The following is a 21195-nucleotide window of genomic DNA, read 5'->3' as shown; positions in this document are numbered from 1 at the left end:
CTAGCTATCTAAGCTAAGAGCCTCCATGGGCGATCGCACCACTTTGACTCAATCGTCCTAGATACCGTGGCGGTCACCCCATGCTTCTCTCCCTGACTATCGCACTGCTTCACGTATAATGACGCCCCCTCAATTCTCTTGATCCGTATTTATACTCTCCCCCAGACGTCAAGTATTCTTTTAACGCCCGTGGAACTCACCATCGAAGCTAGCCATCTGAACATCATGATGGGCTAACGATCATGAGCACATCTGCTCCATGATCCAAGGCATACCGTGGATTTGCCTTCCGTTGTCTCCTGTTTACGAGGTGGATGTTTGTTGTGGCAGCGGTACGGGCACTATCTGTACATCAGGTAATGCGTTCCATGAATGATGCGGAGAGAAAAGGGCATGGGGGATGATGAGCAACCCTGGAAACACTATGTTTGGACGACTTGATCAACCACTAAACCAAGAGCATGAACAGTATCGCCTGCAAGCGTTAGCTGAATCTGGTTTATTAGATACCGAGAATTTACCCGTCTTCGAGGAAGCGACCCAAACAGCGGCCCACTTCATCCATGCCCCGATTTGTATTTTGGGATTGGTGGATCGCGATCGCCAATGGTTGCGTTATGCGGTGGGTCTATCGCGGTTGGGGTTGATGAATGACCTGGCTACATCTCGCCAATTGCCGCGTTGTGAAGCGTTTTGTGACCAGGTGATTACTCGGCGGCGATCGCTCACCATCGACCATGCCTCTGCCGAACCAGCCTATAAAGATGGCTTGCTGGTACAGCACTATGGCATTCAGGCCTACTTAGGCGTGCCTTTGATGAATGCGCAAGGGTTTTGCCTGGGTAGCTTGGCGGTGATGGATCTGGTGCCGCGCTCCTTTACATCCCAAGAGATCACCTTTTTAGAAATGATTGCCCGCTGGGGCATGAGCGAATATGAACGCAATCAGGTTCTGAAGCGATCGCTCATCGCTATCCCAGCCTTGTCTGCTCCCGAGCCATCCCATACCATTGCCCCATCTCCACCGTCTGCCCTACCCCTCTCCTCTATCCACGATCCCCGCCAGGTGCGCACCGATTTGATTGTGCAGATGACCCATGATTTAACCACCCCCCTCACGTCGGTGTTGGGCATGACGAGCGTGCTCCAACGGGAAATCTACGGCCCCCTAACGGAGAAGCAAAAAGAGTATCTGGATGTAGTTCACAGCAGCGGTCAATATCTGCTGGCGGTGGTCAATGAAATTTTGGAACTAGGGCGTTTAGATGACGGCGATCGCGCTCTGGATCTAGCACCCGTAGATGCTGAGATGCTGGGACAGCAAGCGCTACAGCCCTTAGAAGCCCTAGCACAGCGGCGGGGCATTACCCTCCAGCTCTCGGTAGAGCCGGGGCATCGCATTTGGCTGCTGGACAAGGACAAGGTACGGCAAATGCTCTATCACCTAGCCTTTGGGATGATCCAATCCTCCAACGCCGACAGCATCATCCATATTCATATTTCCCGGAAGGCGGACCAGTTGCATATGCTCCTATGGTCTGCCCATCCATGGCTAGAGGATGCTTTACAGGCCGATCATGTGTCTCCCAATCTATCGGCCGATGGGCGATCTGACGTTCATGGAGAGGTGAGCGATCGCCCAACCTCATCATCCCGCGCAGCAAGGCGATCGCTTGAACCATCTACAGTTTCCGTGATGCATACGGCAGACTCTTTGGCTCATGGCGGCAAAACTCGGCAAGCGCTGGGAATAGAACTGAGTCGTCACTTGGCGGAGCGCCATGGTGGGGAGCTGATTGTGCAAACGAGTGATACGGGCATTCGCTACCTGATCACCCTGCCACACTTAACCAGTTCCGATGATGTGCCTCAGTCTACAGCTAGCTATGGGGGCTAGGGGCGACCTAGGCTCAGGCGTAGCATCGATAGACCAAGGATGACCAAGAACATCACAAGACCCACCGTGCAGGCATAGCTGATCTCTAGGGTTTCAAAGGCCTGCTCGTAGACGTAATACACCAAGGTTTTGGAACTGTTGAGGGGTTGCCCTTTAGTCATAATGTAGACTTCTTCAAAGACCTTGGTGGCGGAAATGGCGGAGATCACTGCAACTAAAAAGAGATAGGGGCGCATGAGGGGCAGGGTGATATCCCAATGCCGCTGCCAGCCATCCGAGCCGTCGATGGCTCCCGCCTCATAGAGCTCGGGAGGAATGCCCTGCAAGCCTGCTAGGTAGATCACCATGTAGTATCCCAACCCTTTCCAGATGGTGACGGCCATGACGCTATAGAGGGCGAAGTTGGGACTGGTAAGCCAGGGCAGCCCCGTTTCTGAAAGGTGCAAGCCCCGCAGCAGTTGGTTCAGCAACCCCGTTTCGGCATACAGCCAGCGCCAGGCAATGCCCGCCACCACCATGGAAATCACCACGGGGGTGTAGTAGGCGGCGCGAAACCAGTGAATTCCCGGCAGCCGCTGGTTGACTAAGATGGCAAGTCCTAGGGGAATAAGAGTCAAAATAGGCACTACGCCGACGAGGTAGATCAGCGTATTGGTGAGAGTTTTCCAAAAGACTGGATCGCCCCAGAGCCGCTGGAAATTGGCCAACCCCACCCAGCTAGGTGGTTGGGTGATGTCGTATTCGTAGAGGGTGAAGCTGAGAAAGAAGGCCTGGAGGGCTGGCCAAAAGACGGTGAGCGTCAAAACCAAGAGGGCTGGCAGCAAAAATAGGTAGGGCTGCGATCGCGCCCCCAGAATTGTCCAGCCGCTAGCATCATCGGCTCCGCCGGGAAAACTAACCTGTAGCCTCCCAAGTTTGATCTGAACTTTCATCGGTTTGCAAAGAAGAGAGACACAGTGTTATGATATTAAACTGAAGAAGAGACGTGGCGAGCGTAGCCAAGAGGTTAAGGCAGCGGGTTGTGGTCCCGCCATTCGTGGGTTCGAGTCCCATCGTTCGCCCTTACATCCATCAATATTAAGTAAGCATCAGGCCACCGGCGCATCATTCCGATCCTAAGGCAAGTTCTTGCCGGGGAACCGGATCTGGAAAAAGTCGGCGAAATTGGCGATCGCGATCGCCTAGGCTTTCATAGAAGAAAAACGATACCCCTGCCAAGTGGCGATCGCGTACGGTTTGCACCTGGTCGGCAATCAGATCCATCTCCACAGGGCGGTTGCGTAGCCCCGTGAGGATGCCGACGCCCAGAGGAATGTGGGCCTGTTCGATCTCGGGTTGATCCAGTTCCTCCCGAAAGCGATCCATGTCACTGCGGTAAAGCTGCACGATCAGCTCTTCCACAAAGCCGCGCTGGGTCCAGTTCCACCAGTCTTGCAGGTACATGTCATAGGCAAACTCTCGGGGGTTGGGCGACAGCGCTACCAGACAGTCCGGACGAACGGCCTTGACGGCATAGAAGATCTGTTCTGCTAGGTTTGTGACTTGGTCGGCTCGCCAGCGCATCCAGGCAGGATCATGGATATCCGTGGGTGGGTTTGCGCCGTTGTGGGTTTGCCGATAAAGCCCCCGGCTGTAATCGTCGTAGCCTAGCTCCACGGGCATACCCAGATGGTCATCAAACTGAATGCCGTCGATGTCGTACTGGCTGACCAGTTCGGTGACCAAGTCCACGAAAAACCTCTGCACGCCAGGATGGGCTGGATTTAGCCAAACGCGGGGATGGACGCCGCCTTCTAGGATGATCTGACTGCCATCGGAGCGCTGGGTCACCCAGTCGGGATGGCGATGCACCAGCTCCGAACCGGCGGGAGCCATGAGGCCAAACTCAACCCAGGGAATGACGCTGAGCCCCCGTCGATGTCCCTGCTGCACCAATTCTGCGAGCAGATCGCGATCGCTTAGACCGGGGTGGGGATAGAGCGATCGCCCAATGTCCCGCTGGGCTACAGGGCTGGGATAGAGGGTATAACCCCAGTTCCAGACGGTGGGATAGAGGGTGTTGAAATGGAGTCGCTGCAAACGGCGGACGGCTTGATTGAGCGCTGAACGAGAAAACAGAACGTCGCTATCCACGTTAGTCAACCACACGCCGCGAATCTCTGCCTGGGGGGATGATGACAGGGCTACGGGCGTGAGGACTAGACTGAGGGCGATCGCCAGGACTAGACCAGCCCATCCCATCCAGCTCAGTGCAGCCCTCAGGCGATGGAACGTGGCCCGCAGCGATCGCCCCAGGGATATCAATCTGAGCCTGATATAGTACAATTGTATCAATTTAGTCCTGAGGCATGACGGCCATGATTTGATCCACAAAAAGCTGATGGTCGATAACGGGTTTGGTGATGTAGCCATCGGCCCCGCTCTGGGCTAGGAAATGTTCGCGATCGCCCTCCATGGCATGGGCTGTGACTAAAATAATTGGCAGGTCTGCAGTTTCGGGATCGGCCTTGAGCAACTGGGTGATCTTAATGCCATCAACCGGTTTTCCGCGATACATGCTCCGTGCTAGGGATACATCCATAAGAATGACGTCCACTTGGTGACCTTGGGCCGCCTCCATCACCTCATCCACATTTTCCGTATGCTTGACTGCCAAGCCCGCTCGTTTTGTCAAAATCTTGGAAAAAACCCGCGCATTCACCGGGTCATCTTCGACGATTAGGACTGTTTTCATGGGCAACTCCTCGCAAGTCTTGGGTGGTATATTAATCCGTCACGTGATGGCAGCCAGGACAATCTACACCTATTCACAGGGATGGTCTCTAGATCTTTGGCATCCATCATGCCAATCCACATCAATCTTTACCCTAAGACGGGACTCTTTTGAATCTCTGAGCAGAAGACTTGACCAAATCTCTACAAACAGAGCTAGGGCGATCGCCCTGATGATGATAGGCAATCTGTTCCCATGAGTGTAGCGGATGCAGAGGGCTGGCGATCGCTATCCGACCAGAGGTCATGCCTGGGGAGAGCGATCGCACTCTTGTCTGAAGATGGCATGAATCTGGTTGCTCAGTCTACGGTAGATATAGAAGCGATACAGTAAGTTGATAAAACAGGGTGAGATCGATCCGGGATGTCGAGTGCTTGGGGGGCATTGGATCTCAACTAAAATCCCGCGCCTCCATGGGCAACTCATCGTAGGATACAAGATTGATGCGGCACATCTAGTGTTTAGCCCCTAGGAGACGGCACTGAGATAGCTGCACCAGCCCAAACCTGGCCCAAACCAGATTGAATATAGAATGGGCGATCGCCCTCCGGATGACCGCACCATTGGGAATTTAAGGACAAACTTCATGGCAAAGCAGCTCAATATTCTTTCATCAGGACAAGTCGTACCCACCGCCTTACATACCGAGGTGCAGCGTTCCTACTTGGAATATGCCATGAGCGTGATTGTCGGACGGGCCTTGCCCGATGTGCGAGATGGCTTGAAGCCGGTGCATCGCCGCATTCTCTACGCCATGCATGAACTAGGGCTCACCCCCGATCGCCCCTATCGGAAATGCGCCCGGGTGGTGGGGGATGTGTTGGGGAAATATCACCCCCACGGCGATCAGGCGGTCTACGATGCTTTGGTGCGGATGGTGCAGGAGTTTTCCAGCCGCTATCCGGTGTTGGCAGGGCATGGCAACTTCGGCTCCGTGGACAACGATCCACCGGCAGCCATGCGCTACACCGAAACTCGCCTGGCCTCCATTGGCAACGAGGCCTTGCTGGCGGAGATTGGCGAAGCCACGGTGGACTTCATTGGCAACTTTGACAACTCCCAGCAAGAGCCGATTGTCTTGCCGGCCCAGTTGCCCTTCCTGCTGTTAAACGGCTGCTCGGGAATTGCCGTGGGCATGGCCACCAATATCCCGCCCCATCATTTGGGTGAAATCGTCGATGGTCTCATTGCCTTAATTGATCGCCCCACGTTGCCCGATGAGCATTTGCTGGAGATTATTCCCGGCCCAGACTTTCCCACCGGCGGCGAGATCATTGGCACGGAGGGTATCCGCGATGCCTATTTGACGGGGCGAGGCAGCATTCCGGTGCGAGGCATTGCCCAGTTTGAAGAGATTCCCGGTGGACGTGGGCGGCAGCGGCGATCGGCGATTGTGGTCACAGAACTGCCGTTTCAGGTGAATAAGGCGGCTTGGATTGAGAAGCTGGCTGATTTGGTGAACCAAGGGCGCATCCAGGGGATTTCTGATATTCGCGATGAGAGCGATCGCGATGGAATGCGGGTGGTGATTGAGCTGAAGCGAGAGGCCAATGCCCAAAAAATCCTCAACCGCATGTATAAGATGACGCCGTTGCAAACCAATTTTGGCACCATTATGCTGGCGTTGGTAGACGGGCAGCCGCGCCAAATGCCGCTGCGGGAGGTGCTGCAGCAGTTTCTACAGTTTCGCGAAGAGACGCTCACCCGCCAATATAACCATGAGCTAGAGCGGGTAGACACTCGAATTCATCTGGTGCATGGGCTGCTCTCTGCCTTGGCCAATTTGGATGAGGTGATCGACATCCTCCGCCGTGCTCCCGATGGCACCACGGCTAAGCTAACGCTGCAAAACCAGTTTGACTTTAGCGATCGCCAAGCCGATGCGATTCTCTCCATGCCCCTGCGCCGATTGACCGGTCTGGAACGCCAAAATCTCCAAACCGAGTATGAAAGTCTCAACCGCCGCCGGGAGGATCTGCGTACCCTGCTGGGCGATCGCCGAGAATTGTTGAAGGCGCTGAAAAAGGAGCTGCGGGCCCTGAAGCGGCAGCATGGCGATGAGCGGCGCACCCGGATTCAGAGCGAGGCGGAGCGGGCGGCGGAGTCTCGCCGTATTGATCAACTGCAGGAGGAAGAGGCGACCCAGGCGGAAGAGGTGGTGCTGGAATTTACCAGCCGAGGCTATGTCCAGCGGCGATCGCCCCGTGCGTTTGAAAAGGCTCAGGAACAGCGGGATGTCCAAGAAGCGACCCTGCACGACTATGACGATATTCCCCTGCAGGCGATCGCTGCTACGACGAAACAAACCCTGTTGGTGTTGACCAGTACCGGCAAGGCCTTCACCGTGAATGTGGCCGATATTCCGCCCACACCCCGCAACTCTCGGGGTACGGCCTTCATCAGCTTGCTGCCGCCGAGTGCCCAAGAAACTCAGGAAGCGATCGCCTTTTACGACATTTTGCCGGACAACGACGCCCCCGATCTAGTGCTGCTGACCCAACAGGGACGGATCAAGCGGTTGGCGGTGTCTGAATTGGTGGGCAGTACCAGCCGCGGCCTGACGGCGCTGAAGCTGAAGGAGGGGGATGAGCTGAAGTATGTCACCTTTGCCCGGCCAGACGATCAGATGGTGGTGGGTACGTCGGGCGGACGGGTGCTGCGTTTTGCGGTGGATGATGAGCAACTGCCGATGATGACCCGTACGGCCCAGGGCAATACGGCTGTGCGGATGCGGAAGGGTGAAACCGTGGTCGGCTGTGTAGCGGTCAGCCCTGATCAAGAGGTGGTGTTGTTCACCCAGCATGGCTATTTCAAGCGTCTGGCGGTGCAGGATCTGCGCTTAGCCCATCGGGGTGATCTAGGGCTGCAGGCCATGCGATTTGCCCTGAAGACCGATGCCTTAGTTGGGTTAGCTGCCCTCCAGCCTGAGTTACGTCTAACATTGCTGAGCGATGCCCAGCGAGCTGCCCAGTTTTCTGCGGGCACCGTCACCAAAGCTCGCTCCACCGAAACGGGCGATCGCCTCCTGAAAGCGAGCCGAGGTGAGAAGGTGATTACCAGTATTGTTTCCCTTGCCCCCTAGGACGCGCCGGGTCGCTAGGCGATTCTGCCTGGAAGTGCTGTCACTTGGTGATTGGCGTAGCGATCGCTGCCGGTGGACGAGGTAAGCGGAACGAGGTTGCTGCTGGGCGACCAATGCCATAGGACAGGGCATAGTAGCGGCTCAGCAGCCAGAACCATAGGGCTGGGAAGCGTGGTTCTAGCCAGGGCTGTATCCATTGACTAAAGGCGGGCAGACCTTGGAACAGCCAGCCCAGCAGCGCGATTAGGGTGAAGGTAAGGTAACTCCAGAGCCAGCGCGTCATGTCGGCGGGGCCTGCTAGCTGCCAGATCCACACCAGCAAGGCGGGATTTTTCCAGGCTGCCCGCAGCGCCATGCGGTTAAAGTCCCACCAGCTGGCGCGATCTTTGATGAACCGGTTAGCAACCTCCGGCGGCTCGGCGGCCAAGACGCCGAAAAAGGTGTTGAGCATAGCATTGATCATTTGCGGCGGCAGCGATCGCCCCGTCGGCACCATCATGCCCTTGGAGAAAATCCAGGTAACGGCCACATTGCTTTGATAGGCGCGAATCTGGTCGAGGTAGGGACGGGTCAACAAATCGTGGCGCAGAGCCGTATCCAATAAATGGGTGAGGCGGGCCAAGTTGCGCACCAGCGACCCGAAGCCGGTAAACACTAAGGGCGACTGCAGAGATGCGGCATCGCCAATGGCTACTAAGCGATCGAAGGCAACGTGGCGATCGCTGCCTGTGAGGCTGAAATAGCCGGGAATATAGCCAAAGGTCGGCTTTTTCCAGACGAGCTGATCGACATCGCAGCGTCGGTATTCCGGCAGGATGGTGAAAAAGTCTTCATACATCTCCAGCAAGGAGCCAGGATTATCGGGGTGAACCTGGTGGTAGTGGAAGAGGTAGAACGTCAGATCGTCGCCTTGCCCAGGAAATAATTCCCAAATCAACTGCCGCCCTCGGGAAATATCCCCATGACTATTGAGCACATCACCATACTGCTCGTCCCAGACACCCGGCTCAAAGCCACCGGAAATCACCGCGCCCACCGTAGGACAAACGCTATCAAAGGAGCGCCCGCCATTCAGTTGCCAAGCGATCGGCGAGGCCGTGCCCATGGCATCCACAAGGAGCCGTCCTGCAGCTTGGCGATCGCCCTCAGAAGGTAGATGCCGCGCCTGCACGATGACTTGATCGGTATAGACCGTGGCCTGCTGAAACTCTGTTTCATCCCAGATCTCACCGCCCGCCGCCCGCAGTTTTTCACCGCAGAGGGCCAGCAGCTTGTCTGAGTCTAGGGCAATATTCAACACCGTCGGCGTTTGCAGCACCGGCGCTTTAGCTTGGGGTGGATTATTGGCATCAAAAAACTTGTGGAAGCCATTGACGTACTCACGGGCGATCAGCGACTCAAATTCTTGCGGCGTAAACAAGCCCAAGTCAAGCAGACTTTCAAACTCCTCCCGCGAAATATTCCACTCGCGATTCATGCGTCCAAAGGGCAGGCGTTCTAGCAACAGCACCCGATAGCCCAAGCGAGCCATCACCGCCGCATGCAGCACCCCCAGCGCCCCTCCCACATAAATGATGTCGTAGGCGGCCTCCACGGCAGGAGCTGAGCCACTTTGGGACACCACCACGGGTTTGGGCTGAGTGGGTTGGCGCACACCCTCCCGCCAGCGCTGCTCCCACCAATAGACCCGCCGCAGATCGTAGTCGCCATTGGGCATTTTCTTGAACTGGCGAACCGTTTCAGGATAGTAGGGGGCGAGGGCGTCAAAAACCGATTGCTGGGACAGATCCAGAACAGGAGGAGCCGGGTACAGATTGGGAAACCGCTGCCGCAGGTGCTGAGTCAAGCGTCGTAGCGTGGCTTGCTCTCCCGGCAAGCGGGCATTGCCCCAGCGAAACACCTTGAGATAGGTGGTGCGCTGCAGCGACCAGGTTACCACCGAAAGTTCACGGGGTAGCTGGTTGACGGTTTTGGGGTCGTTGGGAGACCCGGATGCAGGGTCAAACTGAATGCGAATGCCGTCCGGTGTCTGTAGCACCTTGCCCACACTCGGCTCAAAGTCGTGCTGTAGCCAGGTACAAACAGCATCCGTATCGGGGGTTGGTACCTCTAGGTAAAGGATTTCTCTCATCGCAATGGTTCAATCAATATCAAGATGGCTACTGCTTACAACAGTCCAGAGCGTTGTTGTCCATCGATCCTAATAGAACAAGTGCTCGATCGTTGTTCGTCTCTGGGAACCACGATAGACCTGCATCAAAACTTCTTTTGGACGTCCTATGGGAACTTCTATCAAGAAAGGTTACAAAACATCGGCAGAGGAATCATCGTACCGGCTTAACAGTACACCTGATTCATCCCACGGCCACGAGTCTTTCGGAAGATCTTGCTGGATCCCACACTGGATCTAGGCAACCGCTTGCCGCTTGCGGTTCCACTACGCTACACTGCCCAATACCCTGTTGGTTAAAAAACGTTACATAGCTCTCATGTTTGGATGGCGGGCACCCGATGCATCCACGGAGCCCTGGAATGAGAGACCCTACCGTACAGTGATGAATAACTCCATGTCTCGCTACCCCCAACCTGTGACGAGTTTGAAACTCCCCCCCGTAGACTCAGACATTATTCTGGAAGCGATCGCTCAGGTGATTCGTATGGCCAAAGCTCAGGGGCGATCGCTTGAGGACGTCAAAACAGAACTGCTGACCGATCACAACCTTCTGGATCCAGAGCTACGGTTGCTGCTCAGCGAAATTGTTACCCGCGCCTGGGAAGCCTGGCCCACCTGGGAACCTCAGATCCCAATGGCTCAGCCTTAACTTCATCCTTGGCTTAAATCCCCTTGATTCACGATCAAAGAGAGGATAGGGGAATCTCGATGTGCGGCGAACCTACATCGATGTGGGTTATCCCGCAGCACTTCGTCGATCCCCCTAAATTCTCCTAATCACGCTGATCACGAGAAACTTGAACCGGCTTAGACCTTCTTCAGCCAGCTAAACATAGCCCGCAGATCCTTACCCACTTCCTCAATAGGATGCTCAGCTTCCCGACGACGCATGGCCGTGAAGCCCGGCTTGCCAGCGGTATTTTCCAAGACGAATTCCCGAGCAAACTGACCGGTTTGGATCTCTTTCAAGATCTGCCGCATCTCTGCCCGAGTTTCGTCGGTGATGATCCGAGGCCCACGGGTGAGGTCACCATATTCTGCAGTGTTGGAGATGCTGTCGCGCATCTTGGCCAAGCCACCTTCCACAATCAGGTCTACGATCAGCTTCACTTCATGCAAACACTCAAAGTAGGCTAGCTCCGGCTGGTAGCCAGCATTCACCAAGGTTTCAAAGCCAGACTTGATCAATTCGCTCAAGCCGCCGCAGAGGACAACCTGTTCTCCAAACAAGTCGGTTTCGGTTTCTTCCCGGAAGGTGGTCTCCAGAATGCCAGCGCGGGTGCCGCCAACGCCCTTGGCATAGGCCATAGCGCGATCGCGGGCTTGCCCCGTAGCGTCTTGGTAGACGGCAAACAGACAGGGCACCCCTTCCCCTTGCTCGTAGGTGCGACGCACGAGGTGACCGGGGCCCTTGGGAGCCACCATGATCACGTCTACGTCAGCGGGAGGGACAATTTGGCCAAAGTTGATATTGAACCCGTGGGCAAACGCTAAGATATTCCCCGCCGTTAGGTTAGGGGCGATTTCTGCTTCGTAGATGGCCCGTTGCACTTCATCCGGCAGCAGGATCATAATCAGGTCGGCGGCGGCGGCAGCATCAGCAACCGATTTCACCGCTAGCCCTGCGGCCTCTGCCTTGGCAATGGAGCGACTACCGGGATACAGCCCGACAATGACGTTTACGCCGCTGTCCTTGAGGTTCAGCGCATGGGCATGACCTTGGGAGCCGTAGCCAATAATGGCAACGGTTTTGCCGTTGAGTAGGTCTAAGTTTGCATCAGCGTCATAGTACATCCGAGCCATGAACGTCTCTCCTTGTCGCGGTAGTCGTTGCGATTTTTAATAAATTGCCAGTCTTTAATCCTATCAAGAAACCGGACAGTGCTCCAAGCAATGGTGAAGCTGTCAATGATTCATCCAGGGAGCAAGGGGCGATCGCTGTCTGGAGCACCCAGGGCATCTTAGGTCTAGGGCATAGAGCCTAGCTTCAGCCAAGGCCGTTCCCAGGGTTCCTCCCCCAGTAGGACGGCGTAAGCGGAATCAGCGGGCTATGATAGGAAGCAGTGTTGACATTTCTTAATAATCTCGGATGACATGGCTGTTTTTTTGCCCGACTTGAGCGATCGCATCCATCACGTTAAGCAACAGTCCAGGCAGTTCCTGAAGGACAAGGTGCTGTTTGGCAATGAGCCGAGTCCAGAACTGACAGCCATTTTGCTGGTGTATTTTGTCCAGGGCATACTAGGGCTGGCCCGGTTGGCGGTCAGCTTTTTCCTGAAGGATGATCTAGGGCTGAGTCCGGCTCAGGTGTCCGCTTTGATGGGGATTGCTGCCCTGCCCTGGGTGGTGAAGCCGCTGTTTGGCTTCATGTCTGACGGATTGCCGATTTTTGGCTATCGGCGACGTCCCTACCTGATTTTGGCAGGGTTGTTAGGTGCAGGATCGTGGTTGTCCCTAGCGTTGGTGGTGAATACTGCCTGGGCGGCAACGGTGGCGATCGCCCTCAACTCCCTCTCGGTAGCGATCAGCGATGTGATTGTGGATTCCTTGGTGGTGGAACGGGCCCGCAAGGAATCCGTTGCCAAGGCCGGATCGCTGCAGTCGGTTTCTTGGGGAGCATCCGCCCTAGGAGGCTTGCTGACCGCCTACTTCAGCGGCGTGCTGCTGGAATATTTCAGCACCCATGTGGTGTTTGGCATCACCGCCGTGTTTCCGCTAATTGTGACCCTCGTGGCGGGGTTGATTGCCGAAACGCCCATCCAGTCGTCCTCAGAATGGGCCGTTGTTGCCCGTCAGGTGAAGCAACTCAAGGGCGCTATTCGCCAGCCCGCCATTTGGATGCCCACGGCCTTTCTCTTCCTCTGGCAGGCGACCCCCAGCTCCGATTCCGCCTTTTTCTTTTTTATCACCAATGATCTGGGCTTTCAGCCAGAATTTTTAGGACGGGTGCGTCTGGTCACCAGTATGGCGGCGCTGCTGGGCATTTGGATGTTCCAGCGATTCTTCAAATCTGTTCCCTTCCGCACCATTTTCTTTTGGACAACCATTGCCTCCACCCTGCTGGGCATGACCACCCTGCTGTTGGTCACCCATGCCAACCGCGCCATTGGGATTGATGATCAGTGGTTTAGCCTCGGCGATAGCCTCATTCTGACGGTGTTAGGGGAAATTGCCTTTATGCCCGTGCTGGTGCTGGCGGCGCGCATTTGTCCCGCCGGTATCGAAGCGACCCTATTTGCCCTGCTGATGTCGGTGAGTAACCTGGCGGGGCTGGTGTCCCATGAGTTGGGAGCATTGTTGACAGCTTGGTTAGGGATTACGGAGTCGAATTTTCAGAATCTTTGGATCTTGGTAGTGATCACCAACTTCAGCACCCTGTTGCCCCTGCCCTTGCTGCGCTGGCTGCCGGAAGATCAGCAAGCGATCGCTTCCGAGTCACCAGAACCAACCCCCGAGGTTGCGGTTGTGAGTTCCCAAACCTAAGTTATTCCCCCAAACGTATCGGTCGTAGCCCGAAGCGAACGCTCGTTACGTTGATGTTTCCGTATGTTCAGCGGTCTAGTGATACTGTATGCCAACTCCATCGACTCCATCATCAAGCCTGCCTCAGGCGATCGCTTCCGATCGTTCCTATAGCCGCCAAGACTGGCAAAAGGGTTATCAATCGCTGACTAGCGAACAGGATTACTGGATTGACGACGTCCAGGGTACGATCCCGGCGGATCTGGAAGGTACCTTATTTCGCAATGGCCCAGGACAGTTAGAGATTCACGGGCAGCCCTTGCAGCATCCCTTTGATGGCGATGGCATGGTCAGCTCCATTGCCCTATCCCAAGGACAAGCCTATTTTCGCAACCGCTTCGTGCGTACCCAAGGTTTTGTTGAGGAGCAAGCAGCGGGTAAAGTACTGTATCGCGGCACCTTTGGCACCCAGAAGCCTGGGGGCTGGCTCGCCAATGCCTTTGATTTTCGCCTCAAAAACATCGCGAATACCCAGGTCATCTACTGGGGAGATAAGCTGCTGGCCCTCTGGGAAGCGGCCGAACCCCACCGCCTTGATCCCCATACGCTAGATACCTTAGGATTGGAATATTTTGATGGCGCGTTGAAACCGGGGCAGGCCTTCGCGGCCCATCCCTGGATTGATCCAAGCTGCGATCGCTACGGTGGAGAGCCCTGTTTGGTAAACTTTGCGGTACGCCCTGAGGGCCGTTCTACCCAGATTACGGTCTACGAGCTTAATAGAGCCGGACAGGTGACCTGGGAGCGATCGCAATCTGTGCCTGGATTTGCGTTCATCCACGACTTCGCGATCACGCCAGATTACTGTATCTTTTTCCAGAATCCCGTAGACTTTAATCTCCTACCCTTTGCCTTGGGGCTGAAGGGCGCGGCGCAATGCATCACCTTCCAAGCCCAGAAACCCACCCAGGTGATCCTGATTCCTCGGCATAGCGATCGCCCAATGCAGACCCTGGCCATGCCTGCCGGTTTTGTCTTTCACCATGCCAATGCCTTCCAAGACGGCGATGATCTGGTGATTGATTCCATCTGCTACGCTGACTTTCCCACGGTGGAGCCCAATCAAGATTTCCGTCAGGTTGATTTCGATCGCCTGCCTGCCGGACAGCTCTGGCGCTTCCGAATGCAGCCCGCTAGCGGCACCATTCAACGGCAGTTGCTGGACGAACGCTGCTGCGAATTTCCCACCCTGCACCCTGACCATGTGGGACGCCCCTACCGCTATACTTATCTAGCCGCTGCCCATCACCCTGTTGGCAATGCGCCGCTGCAGGCGATCGCTAAAGTTGACCTAGAAACAGGCGATCGCCATCTGTGGAGCGCGGCCCCGCGAGGGTTTACCAGTGAGCCGGTGTTTGTGCCCAAGTCTCATACCTCCAGTCCCCAACCGGAGGATGCTGGTTGGCTGCTTACCTTAGTATTTGACGCAGAACAGGAACGTTCTCATCTGGTGATCTTGGATGCAGAGGATTTGGGACGGGGGGCGATCGCTGACCTCTGGCTCAAGGACTCCATTCCCTACGGTCTGCACGGCACCTTCACCCCCCATTATTTCGGCCCAGCCTTACGTCCGAGCGCGCTCTAGACCCAGTTGAATTAACTGGTGTAACAGATCGGGAACGGCAACCCCCGACGCTTCCCAGAGCATGGGATACATACTGGTGGTGGTGAAGCCGGGGAGAGTATTGATTTCGTTGATCAGCACCTCGTCGGTGGCCTCCACGTAGAAAAAGTCTACCCGCGCGATGCAGGCTCCATCTAGGGATAGGAAGGCCTTGATGGCCATGTCTTGAATGCGACGAGTAACGGACTCCGGTAGGTTAGCTGGAATATGGAGTTGGGCTAGTCCTTCCGTGTATTTGGTTTCGTAGTCGTAAAAATCGCTGTCGAAGCTAATTTCACCCACCACCGATGCCTTGGGCTGATCATTACCTAAAACAGCACATTCCACCTCCCGCGCCGTCACTCCAGCTTCTACAATAATCCGGCGATCGTAGCTGGCGGCGCTATCCAAGGCGGCTTCTAGTTCCGAGCGCGATCGCACCTTGGAGATACCCACGGAGGATCCCAAATTCGCCGGTTTCACAAAGCAGGGATAGCCCAAATCGGCCTCAATGTCATCACAGAGTTTGGGAAACACACAGGGATTCGACCATACCTCAGCGCGGGTGACGCCCCGATAGCGTACCTGGGGCAGCCCTGCCTGGGCAAAGGCACTTTTCATGGCTAACTTATCCATAGCCACAGATGAGGTCATCACGCCGCAGCCCACGTAGGGCACCTGCATCAGTTGCAGCAATCCCTGCAGGGTTCCATCTTCGCCATTAGGGCCATGCAGCACCGGAAACCACAGATCCACCTCGTGAACACCGGAGGGAAACTGCCAGCGGTTCACCACACCGTCATCGTCCCCTAATGCTTGACCCGAATCCAGCACCGACTGGGCGCGATCGCTGCCCTGCCATAAGCCATTTTTCTGAATATAGAACGGCACCACCTGATAGCGATCGCTATTCTCCGCCGTCGCCAAACCCTTTGCGATCGCCCTTGCTGAGCTAATCGATACCTCATGCTCCCCCGAACAGCCACCAAACAAGAGTCCAACTCGCAGCTTTGTCATAGCATGACCTCCTCACCTTCAATCTGTGGCTAATATGCTACACCAAGCTACGCCATGGATCGGCATGGAGCGATCGCAACCAGGGACTGGCGGAGGCGATCGAGTTGGCTGAACCGCCTACCGTAGGGCAGGAACGAGGGGCGTACCCGTGAGGCTAAAAGCACGAATTTCCGTGATCTTCACCGACACTACCTGCCCTTTGAGATCATCAATGGAGCCGGGGAAGAAGGTGAGCCGATTACCCCGCGTCCGTCCCATCACCTGGGTGGGATCTTTCGTGTTTTGGGCTTCCACCAACACCTCTTCCACCCGACCTAGATAGCGCTGCGATCGCTCACTGGCCTGCACCGATACCAGATGATTCAACTGCTGGAGGCGATCGCGCTTCACCTCTTCCGAAAGCTGGTTATCCCACAGGGCGGCCGGGGTGCCAGGGCGAGGAGAATAGGCGGCGGTGTTCACTTGGTCGAAGCCAATATCCTCCACCAGCTTCAGCGTCTTCTCGAACTGGGCATCGGTTTCCCCAGGGAAGCCCACGATGGCATCCGCGCTAATGGACGCATCCGGCATGTATGACCGAATCAGGTCAATAATGCGGCGGTAGCGCTCATGGGTATAACCGCGAGACATGGCCTTGAGGATGTCATTATCGCCCGACTGAAAGGGCACATGGAAATGTTCGCAAACCTTCGGCAATTCAGCACAGGCGCGAATCAACCGCTCGGTGAAATAGCGAGGATGGCTGGTGGCAAAGCGCAGCCGTTCAATGCCGGGGATATCGTGGACAAAGTACAGCAAATCGGTGAGGGTATGCAGATGGCGACCCTCAGGAGTAGTGCCCGGCAGGTCGCGCCCATAGGCGTCAATATTCTGCCCCAGCAACGTTACTTCTTTGAAGCCCTGCTGGGCGAGCTCTTCCATCTCAGTGCGAATGGCCTGGGGCGATCGCGACTGTTCCACACCCCGCACATTGGGGACAACACAATAGGTGCAGCGCTCATTGCAGCCATAGATGACATTCACCCAAGCCGTCACATCACTATCGCGCCGAGGTTTGGTGATATCTTCCACAATATGGATGGGCTCCGTCGCCACCACCTGACTGCCGTTAAACACCTGCTCCAAAAGATCCTGCAGGCGATTGGCGTGCTGGGGGCCCATGACCAAATCCAGCTCTGGAACCCGCCGTAAGAGCGATTCTCCTTCCTGCTGGGCCACACAACCCGCCACAATTAAGGTCAAATCCGGCTGCTCATGCTTGCGCCTAGCCTGCCGACCCAGGTAGGAGTAAACCTTTTGCTCGGCGTTGTCGCGGATGGTGCAGGTGTTGTAGAGCACCAAGTTGGCGTCATCTGGCGATTCTGCCCATTCAAAGCCCATCGACTCCAGAATGCCAGACATCCGTTCGGAGTCGGCTTTGTTCATCTGGCAACCGAAGGTGGTGATGTGATAACGACGGGCGGAGGAGGTCATGGCAGGGTCAGGCGGGTGGGTGGGTATTGCAATGAAAATTTAGCGCCATCAAGCGATCGCGCTTCAGCCTAAACATTATAGCGATTGGATGGGCATCCTCCAATCGGGGAAATAATCAGGAGAGGAGCAGGGTCAATGCAATCATCGCTTGCAGTCGAGGGGAAAGCGATCGCGCTTCAATGTTTCCCTTGGCTCAGTAAACTCTAAGATAAGTTGAATTAGATAATCTTGATGTCACCACCAAGATTTCTCAAACATTCGATTCATTGACAGAGAGGCGTTACCGAATTAACCGAATTAAGTGTAACGTTTTCAGCCAAGTCGGACATTCTTTTGTTAGAAAAGATACAGCCCTACGCTTGGAGTTGCCTCGATGAGCGATCCTGTATCATTGACCGCTGGCGCGATCGCCACGATTGCCCTACAAAAGTTCCTGGAGTCGGGGGCGGGGAAGCTGGGTGAGAAATATACCATGGAGGCGATCGCCAAAATGGAAAGCCTGCTCAAGCGCATCTGGACGAAGCTGCGCGGTAAGCCTCGGATTGAGGAGGTCAAAGCCTCGGTTGAGAAAAACCAAAAAATCACGCCAGAGCAGATTAACCAGATTGCGGCCTATTTGCAGGTGGCGATGGATGACGACCCTCAGTTTGCCGCAGAGCTGCAGGCATTGGCTCAGGAGATTAATGCTGGAAAGCTGCAAGATAATAGCAACATGGTGCAAAACGTGACCGGCGACAACAATATGAATGTTCAGGCCAAAGCAGAGCAAGGGGGCAAGCAGTGGATTGCTGAAAAGCAGTATTTTGGTACGTCTGAGTCAGACTAGGAGGCACCCAGATCCCCGATTTGCCCAGATCCCCGATTCGCCCAGATCCCCGACTTTTCAGAAAAAGTCGGGGATCTTAACCCCGCTGATGTGTTACTCGACTTGGTGATTGCTCTTATGGATGTTAACGCTCAGGCAAATGATGGTGGAAAGCAATGGATTGCCCAAGAGCAGCATTTCCATAGCTATCCTCCCACTCCTCAAGAAATTGTTGGCATTCCCCACAACCTTCCCACCAGCGGCGTTGCCCAATTTGTCGGACGTGATGACGATCTGGAATCTTTGCACCAGCAGCTCCAGTCGAGCGCTACCGTGGTCATTTCCGCCGTGGCGGGTATGGGTGGCATTGGTAAGACCGAACTAGCCCTGCAATATGCATATCAGCAGCTAGAAGCGGACGCGTATCCCGGCGGCGTTTGTTGGCTGCAGGCGCGGCAGGATGTGGGGTTGCAAATCGTGTCCTTTGCCAGAAGCAACCTGGGACTGGTGCTGCCCGATGGGCTGGACTTGGCGGAACAAGTGGCGTTTTGCTGGCAGCGCTGGCCGGCTCAACCGACCTTGCTGATCTTGGATGATGTGCAGGCCTATCCAGATATTCAGCCATTTTTGCCGCCACCCCGATCGCAGTTCAAAATCTTGCTAACGTCGAGGTCGCGCTTTGGCAGCCCGGTGAAGAATTACGACATCCAGGTGCTGAGTGCAGAAGCATCGCTGGAGCTGTTGCGATCCTTGGTGGGCGATGGGCGGATTGATCAGAATGTACCCCAAGCCGAGCAACTCTGTGAGTGGTTGGGCTATTTGCCGTTGGGCTTGGAGTTGGTGGGGCGGTATCTGGCGGAGGATCAGGATGTAACGCTGGCCCTGTTGTGGGCGCGGTTGCAGAAGAAACGGCTGGAGGCGCAAGCGCTTCAGGACACCTACCCCGGCATGACCGCATCGCTCAGCGTAGCGGCGGCCTTTGAGCTGAGTTGGGAACGGCTGGATGAGGATGCCCAACGGGTGGCTAAGCTGCTGAGTCTATTTGCGTTGGCCGAGATTCCCTGGGGGCTGGTGCAGCAGTGTTGGCCGGAGTGGGATGAGGAAGCCCTGGCAACCGTGCGAAACAAGCAGCTCCTGAACCTACATGTGCTGACCCGGACAGATGCCGGTCTGTATCAACTGCATCAACTGCTGCGGGAGTTTTTTGCCACCAAGCTAGCCGGCGAGGAACGGCAGCACCTAAAAACAGCCGTAGCCACCACGATGATTGCCGTGGCAAAACAAATTCCCCAAAATCCGACGCTGGCGCAGATTCAGGCAGTGACGGCTGCCATCCCGCACCTGAAGGCAATCGCTACCGACTTGATGACACTCAAAACACCGGAGGAACTTTATATTCAAGAGGAATATGGTCTATTTTGGGTGTTCACCGGAATTAGTCGGTTTTATCAAGGTCAGGGACTCTACGCAGAAGCAGAGCCTTGGTATGAGGACTGCTTGACCGTGGTGCGATCGCTCCTCGGCGATAACCATCCCCACGTCGCCGCCAGCCTCAACAATTTGGCAGCACTCTATCGAGCGCAGGGTCGCTACGAGTTAGCCGAACCGCTCTACCAACAGGCGCTGGAGCTATGGCGATCGCTCCTCGGCGATAACCATCCCGACGTCGCCAACAGCCTCAACAATTTGGCAGGACTCTATCGAGCGCAGGGACGCTACGAGTTAGCCGAACCACTCTACCAACAGGCGCTGGAGCTATGGCGATCGCTCCTCGGCGATAACCATCCCGACGTCGCCACCAGCCTCAACAATTTGGCAGGACTCTATTATGCCCAGGGACGCTACGAGTTAGCCGAACCGCTCTTGCAACAGGCGCTGAAGCTACGGCGATCGCTCCTTGGCGATAACCATCCCGACGTCGCCGCCAGCCTCAACAATTTGGCAGGACTCTATGAGTCCCAGGGACGCTACGAGTTAGCCGAACCGCTCTACCAACAGGCACTGGAGCTTCGGCGATCGCTGTTGGGCGATAACCATCCCGACGTCGCCACCAGCCTCAACAATTTGGCCGTCCTGTATGCCAATCAGGGGCGATTGACTGAAGCAGAACCCTTGTTGGTGCAAGCGTTAGCCATGTATCAGCAGCTTTTGGGCAACCAGCATCCGCATACAGTTGGCACGCAGCAGCGTTTGGAGTATGTAAGGGCAAACCTCAGAAATGCTAAATTACAATAGTCAAGTCCTGAACCGGGTACCTAACATGGACGCTCTCGAATTCAAACAACTCGTCAAAGAAAGCATCCGGGAAGTCTTGCGGGAAGAACGCCTCAAGCTGTGTCTCCTCCTCATGCCCAGGGTTTCGGACAAAGAAATGCAAACCCTCCAAGCCCAGCTTGGTAAGCCCGCTGAGTATGACTCCTCCGAATTTATCAACCTGACAGACTGGGTAAAACATGGACCTCCTAGTCAGTAAAAGTGCCGCCAAGTTTTTAGACAAGCTCTCCGCCAAAGATGTCACCAAACTTCGTGAGAAACTAGCCGCACTTCTCAATGCCATTGAGCAAGATGGAACAGTTCCCTTCCATTAAAATGGCGATCGACGGTACGTTTCATCACCCACGAGTTTGTCGGATTTGGGCGATCTCACCATCATGCCGACGCATTAAAATAGAAGGCATTGGCTGAAAACCACCAACCCGGCAAATGTATGCAATCCCTTGAACAGTACCCCTTTGCTCAAGAATTTATTACCGATGCTCAAGGACAAGTTCAGAAAGTCATCCTGAATATTGCCGACTATCTCAAATTGCTCGAAGCCTTGGAAGATGAGGGATTGTACCTGGCCATGCA

General features: G+C 55.4%; 17 protein-coding genes and 1 tRNA gene. 9 read left to right on the top strand and 9 right to left on the bottom strand.

Annotated elements, in window-relative coordinates; genetic code table 11:
• Positions 1–424 precede the first annotated feature (424 nt).
• The gene (locus tag V6D20_08690; protein HEY9815858.1) at positions 425–1897 is read left to right on the top strand and encodes a GAF domain-containing sensor histidine kinase; all 1473 of its coding nucleotides are present in this window, start codon (positions 425–427) and stop codon (positions 1895–1897) included.
• Here V6D20_08690 and V6D20_08685 read toward each other — a convergent pair.
• Entirely contained in the window at positions 1894–2829 is a 936-nt protein-coding gene (locus V6D20_08685) for a sugar ABC transporter permease (protein HEY9815857.1), read from the bottom strand. The genes V6D20_08690 and V6D20_08685 overlap by 4 nt on opposite strands.
• A 56-nt stretch (positions 2830–2885) precedes the next feature.
• Between V6D20_08685 and V6D20_08680 the strand changes: the two genes are divergently transcribed.
• Positions 2886–2958 (top strand) — tRNA-His (locus V6D20_08680).
• A 43-nt stretch (positions 2959–3001) separates the two neighbouring features.
• On the opposite strand, the gene V6D20_08675 is transcribed toward V6D20_08680, so the two are convergent.
• The 3 genes from V6D20_08675 to V6D20_08665 all read right to left on the bottom strand — a co-directional run bounded on the left by V6D20_08675 (position 3002) and on the right by V6D20_08665 (position 4957).
• Entirely contained in the window at positions 3002–4222 is a 1221-nt protein-coding gene (locus V6D20_08675; GenBank protein ID HEY9815856.1) for a glycoside hydrolase family 10 protein, read from the bottom strand.
• Positions 4223–4232: 10 nt separating this feature from the next.
• Entirely contained in the window at positions 4233–4631 is a 399-nt protein-coding gene (locus tag V6D20_08670; protein HEY9815855.1) for a response regulator, read from the bottom strand.
• Between the two features lie 194 nt (positions 4632–4825).
• Positions 4826–4957 carry a hypothetical protein gene (locus tag V6D20_08665; GenBank protein ID HEY9815854.1) on the bottom strand — a complete coding sequence of 44 codons (132 nt, stop codon included), beginning with the start codon at positions 4955–4957 and terminating at the stop codon, positions 4826–4828.
• Positions 4958–5256: 299 nt separating this feature from the next.
• On the opposite strand from V6D20_08665, the gene gyrA reads away from it, so the two are divergent.
• A complete protein-coding gene (gene gyrA, locus V6D20_08660; GenBank protein HEY9815853.1) occupies positions 5257–7752 on the top strand; it encodes a DNA topoisomerase (ATP-hydrolyzing) subunit A in 2496 nt (831 codons plus the stop codon).
• 40 nt (positions 7753–7792) lie between these two features.
• Here the strand turns inward: gyrA and V6D20_08655 are convergent, their stop codons facing one another.
• Positions 7793–9883, bottom strand: a complete 2091-nt coding sequence (locus V6D20_08655) for a hypothetical protein (GenBank protein HEY9815852.1) — start codon at positions 9881–9883, stop codon at positions 7793–7795.
• Positions 9884–10340: 457 nt separating this feature from the next.
• Here V6D20_08655 and V6D20_08650 point away from each other — a divergent pair, with 457 nt between their 5' ends.
• Positions 10341–10574: a hypothetical protein gene (locus V6D20_08650; protein HEY9815851.1), complete on the top strand. Its 234-nt coding sequence runs from the start codon at positions 10341–10343 to the stop codon at positions 10572–10574.
• A gap of 158 nt (positions 10575–10732) precedes the next feature.
• On the opposite strand, the gene ilvC is transcribed toward V6D20_08650, so the two are convergent.
• On the bottom strand, positions 10733–11728 hold the full coding sequence (ilvC, locus tag V6D20_08645; protein ID HEY9815850.1) for a ketol-acid reductoisomerase: 996 nt from the start codon (positions 11726–11728) through the stop codon (positions 10733–10735).
• Positions 11729–12019: 291 nt separating this feature from the next.
• On the opposite strand from ilvC, the gene V6D20_08640 reads away from it, so the two are divergent.
• Both V6D20_08640 and V6D20_08635 read left to right on the top strand, forming a co-directional pair.
• Positions 12020–13408 (top strand): folate/biopterin family MFS transporter, encoded by a 1389-nt coding sequence (locus V6D20_08640; GenBank protein ID HEY9815849.1) that lies wholly within the window; start codon positions 12020–12022, stop codon positions 13406–13408.
• Positions 13409–13496: 88 nt separating this feature from the next.
• The gene (locus V6D20_08635; protein ID HEY9815848.1) at positions 13497–15032 is read left to right on the top strand and encodes a carotenoid oxygenase family protein; all 1536 of its coding nucleotides are present in this window, start codon (positions 13497–13499) and stop codon (positions 15030–15032) included.
• On the opposite strand, the gene V6D20_08630 is transcribed toward V6D20_08635, so the two are convergent.
• Positions 15012–16067, bottom strand: coding sequence for a D-alanine--D-alanine ligase family protein (locus V6D20_08630; protein ID HEY9815847.1), 1056 nt, complete (start codon positions 16065–16067; stop codon positions 15012–15014). The genes V6D20_08635 and V6D20_08630 overlap by 21 nt on opposite strands.
• A gap of 117 nt (positions 16068–16184) precedes the next feature.
• Positions 16185–17540 carry a tRNA (N6-isopentenyl adenosine(37)-C2)-methylthiotransferase MiaB gene (miaB, locus tag V6D20_08625; protein ID HEY9815846.1) on the bottom strand — a complete coding sequence of 452 codons (1356 nt, stop codon included), beginning with the start codon at positions 17538–17540 and terminating at the stop codon, positions 16185–16187.
• Between the two features lie 373 nt (positions 17541–17913).
• On the opposite strand from miaB, the gene V6D20_08620 reads away from it, so the two are divergent.
• On the top strand, positions 17914–18366 hold the full coding sequence (locus V6D20_08620; GenBank protein ID HEY9815845.1) for a hypothetical protein: 453 nt from the start codon (positions 17914–17916) through the stop codon (positions 18364–18366).
• 117 nt (positions 18367–18483) lie between these two features.
• On the top strand, positions 18484–20580 hold the full coding sequence (locus V6D20_08615) for a tetratricopeptide repeat protein (protein HEY9815844.1): 2097 nt from the start codon (positions 18484–18486) through the stop codon (positions 20578–20580).
• On the opposite strand, the gene V6D20_08610 is transcribed toward V6D20_08615, so the two are convergent.
• Positions 20567–20800, bottom strand: a complete 234-nt coding sequence (locus V6D20_08610; protein ID HEY9815843.1) for a hypothetical protein — start codon at positions 20798–20800, stop codon at positions 20567–20569. The two genes, V6D20_08615 and V6D20_08610, sit on opposite strands and share 14 nt — an antisense overlap.
• Between V6D20_08610 and V6D20_08605 the strand changes: the two genes are divergently transcribed.
• Positions 20799–20933, top strand: a complete 135-nt coding sequence (locus V6D20_08605; protein ID HEY9815842.1) for a hypothetical protein — start codon at positions 20799–20801, stop codon at positions 20931–20933. The genes V6D20_08610 and V6D20_08605 overlap by 2 nt on opposite strands.
• Positions 20934–21195 lie beyond the last annotated feature (262 nt).

It is taken from the genome of Candidatus Obscuribacterales bacterium (assembly GCA_036703605.1).
Lineage (GTDB): Bacteria > Cyanobacteriota > Cyanobacteriia > RECH01 > RECH01 > RECH01.
The sequence above is the reverse complement of the archived record's forward strand: the minus strand, read 5'-3'. Positions and strand labels throughout refer to the sequence as shown.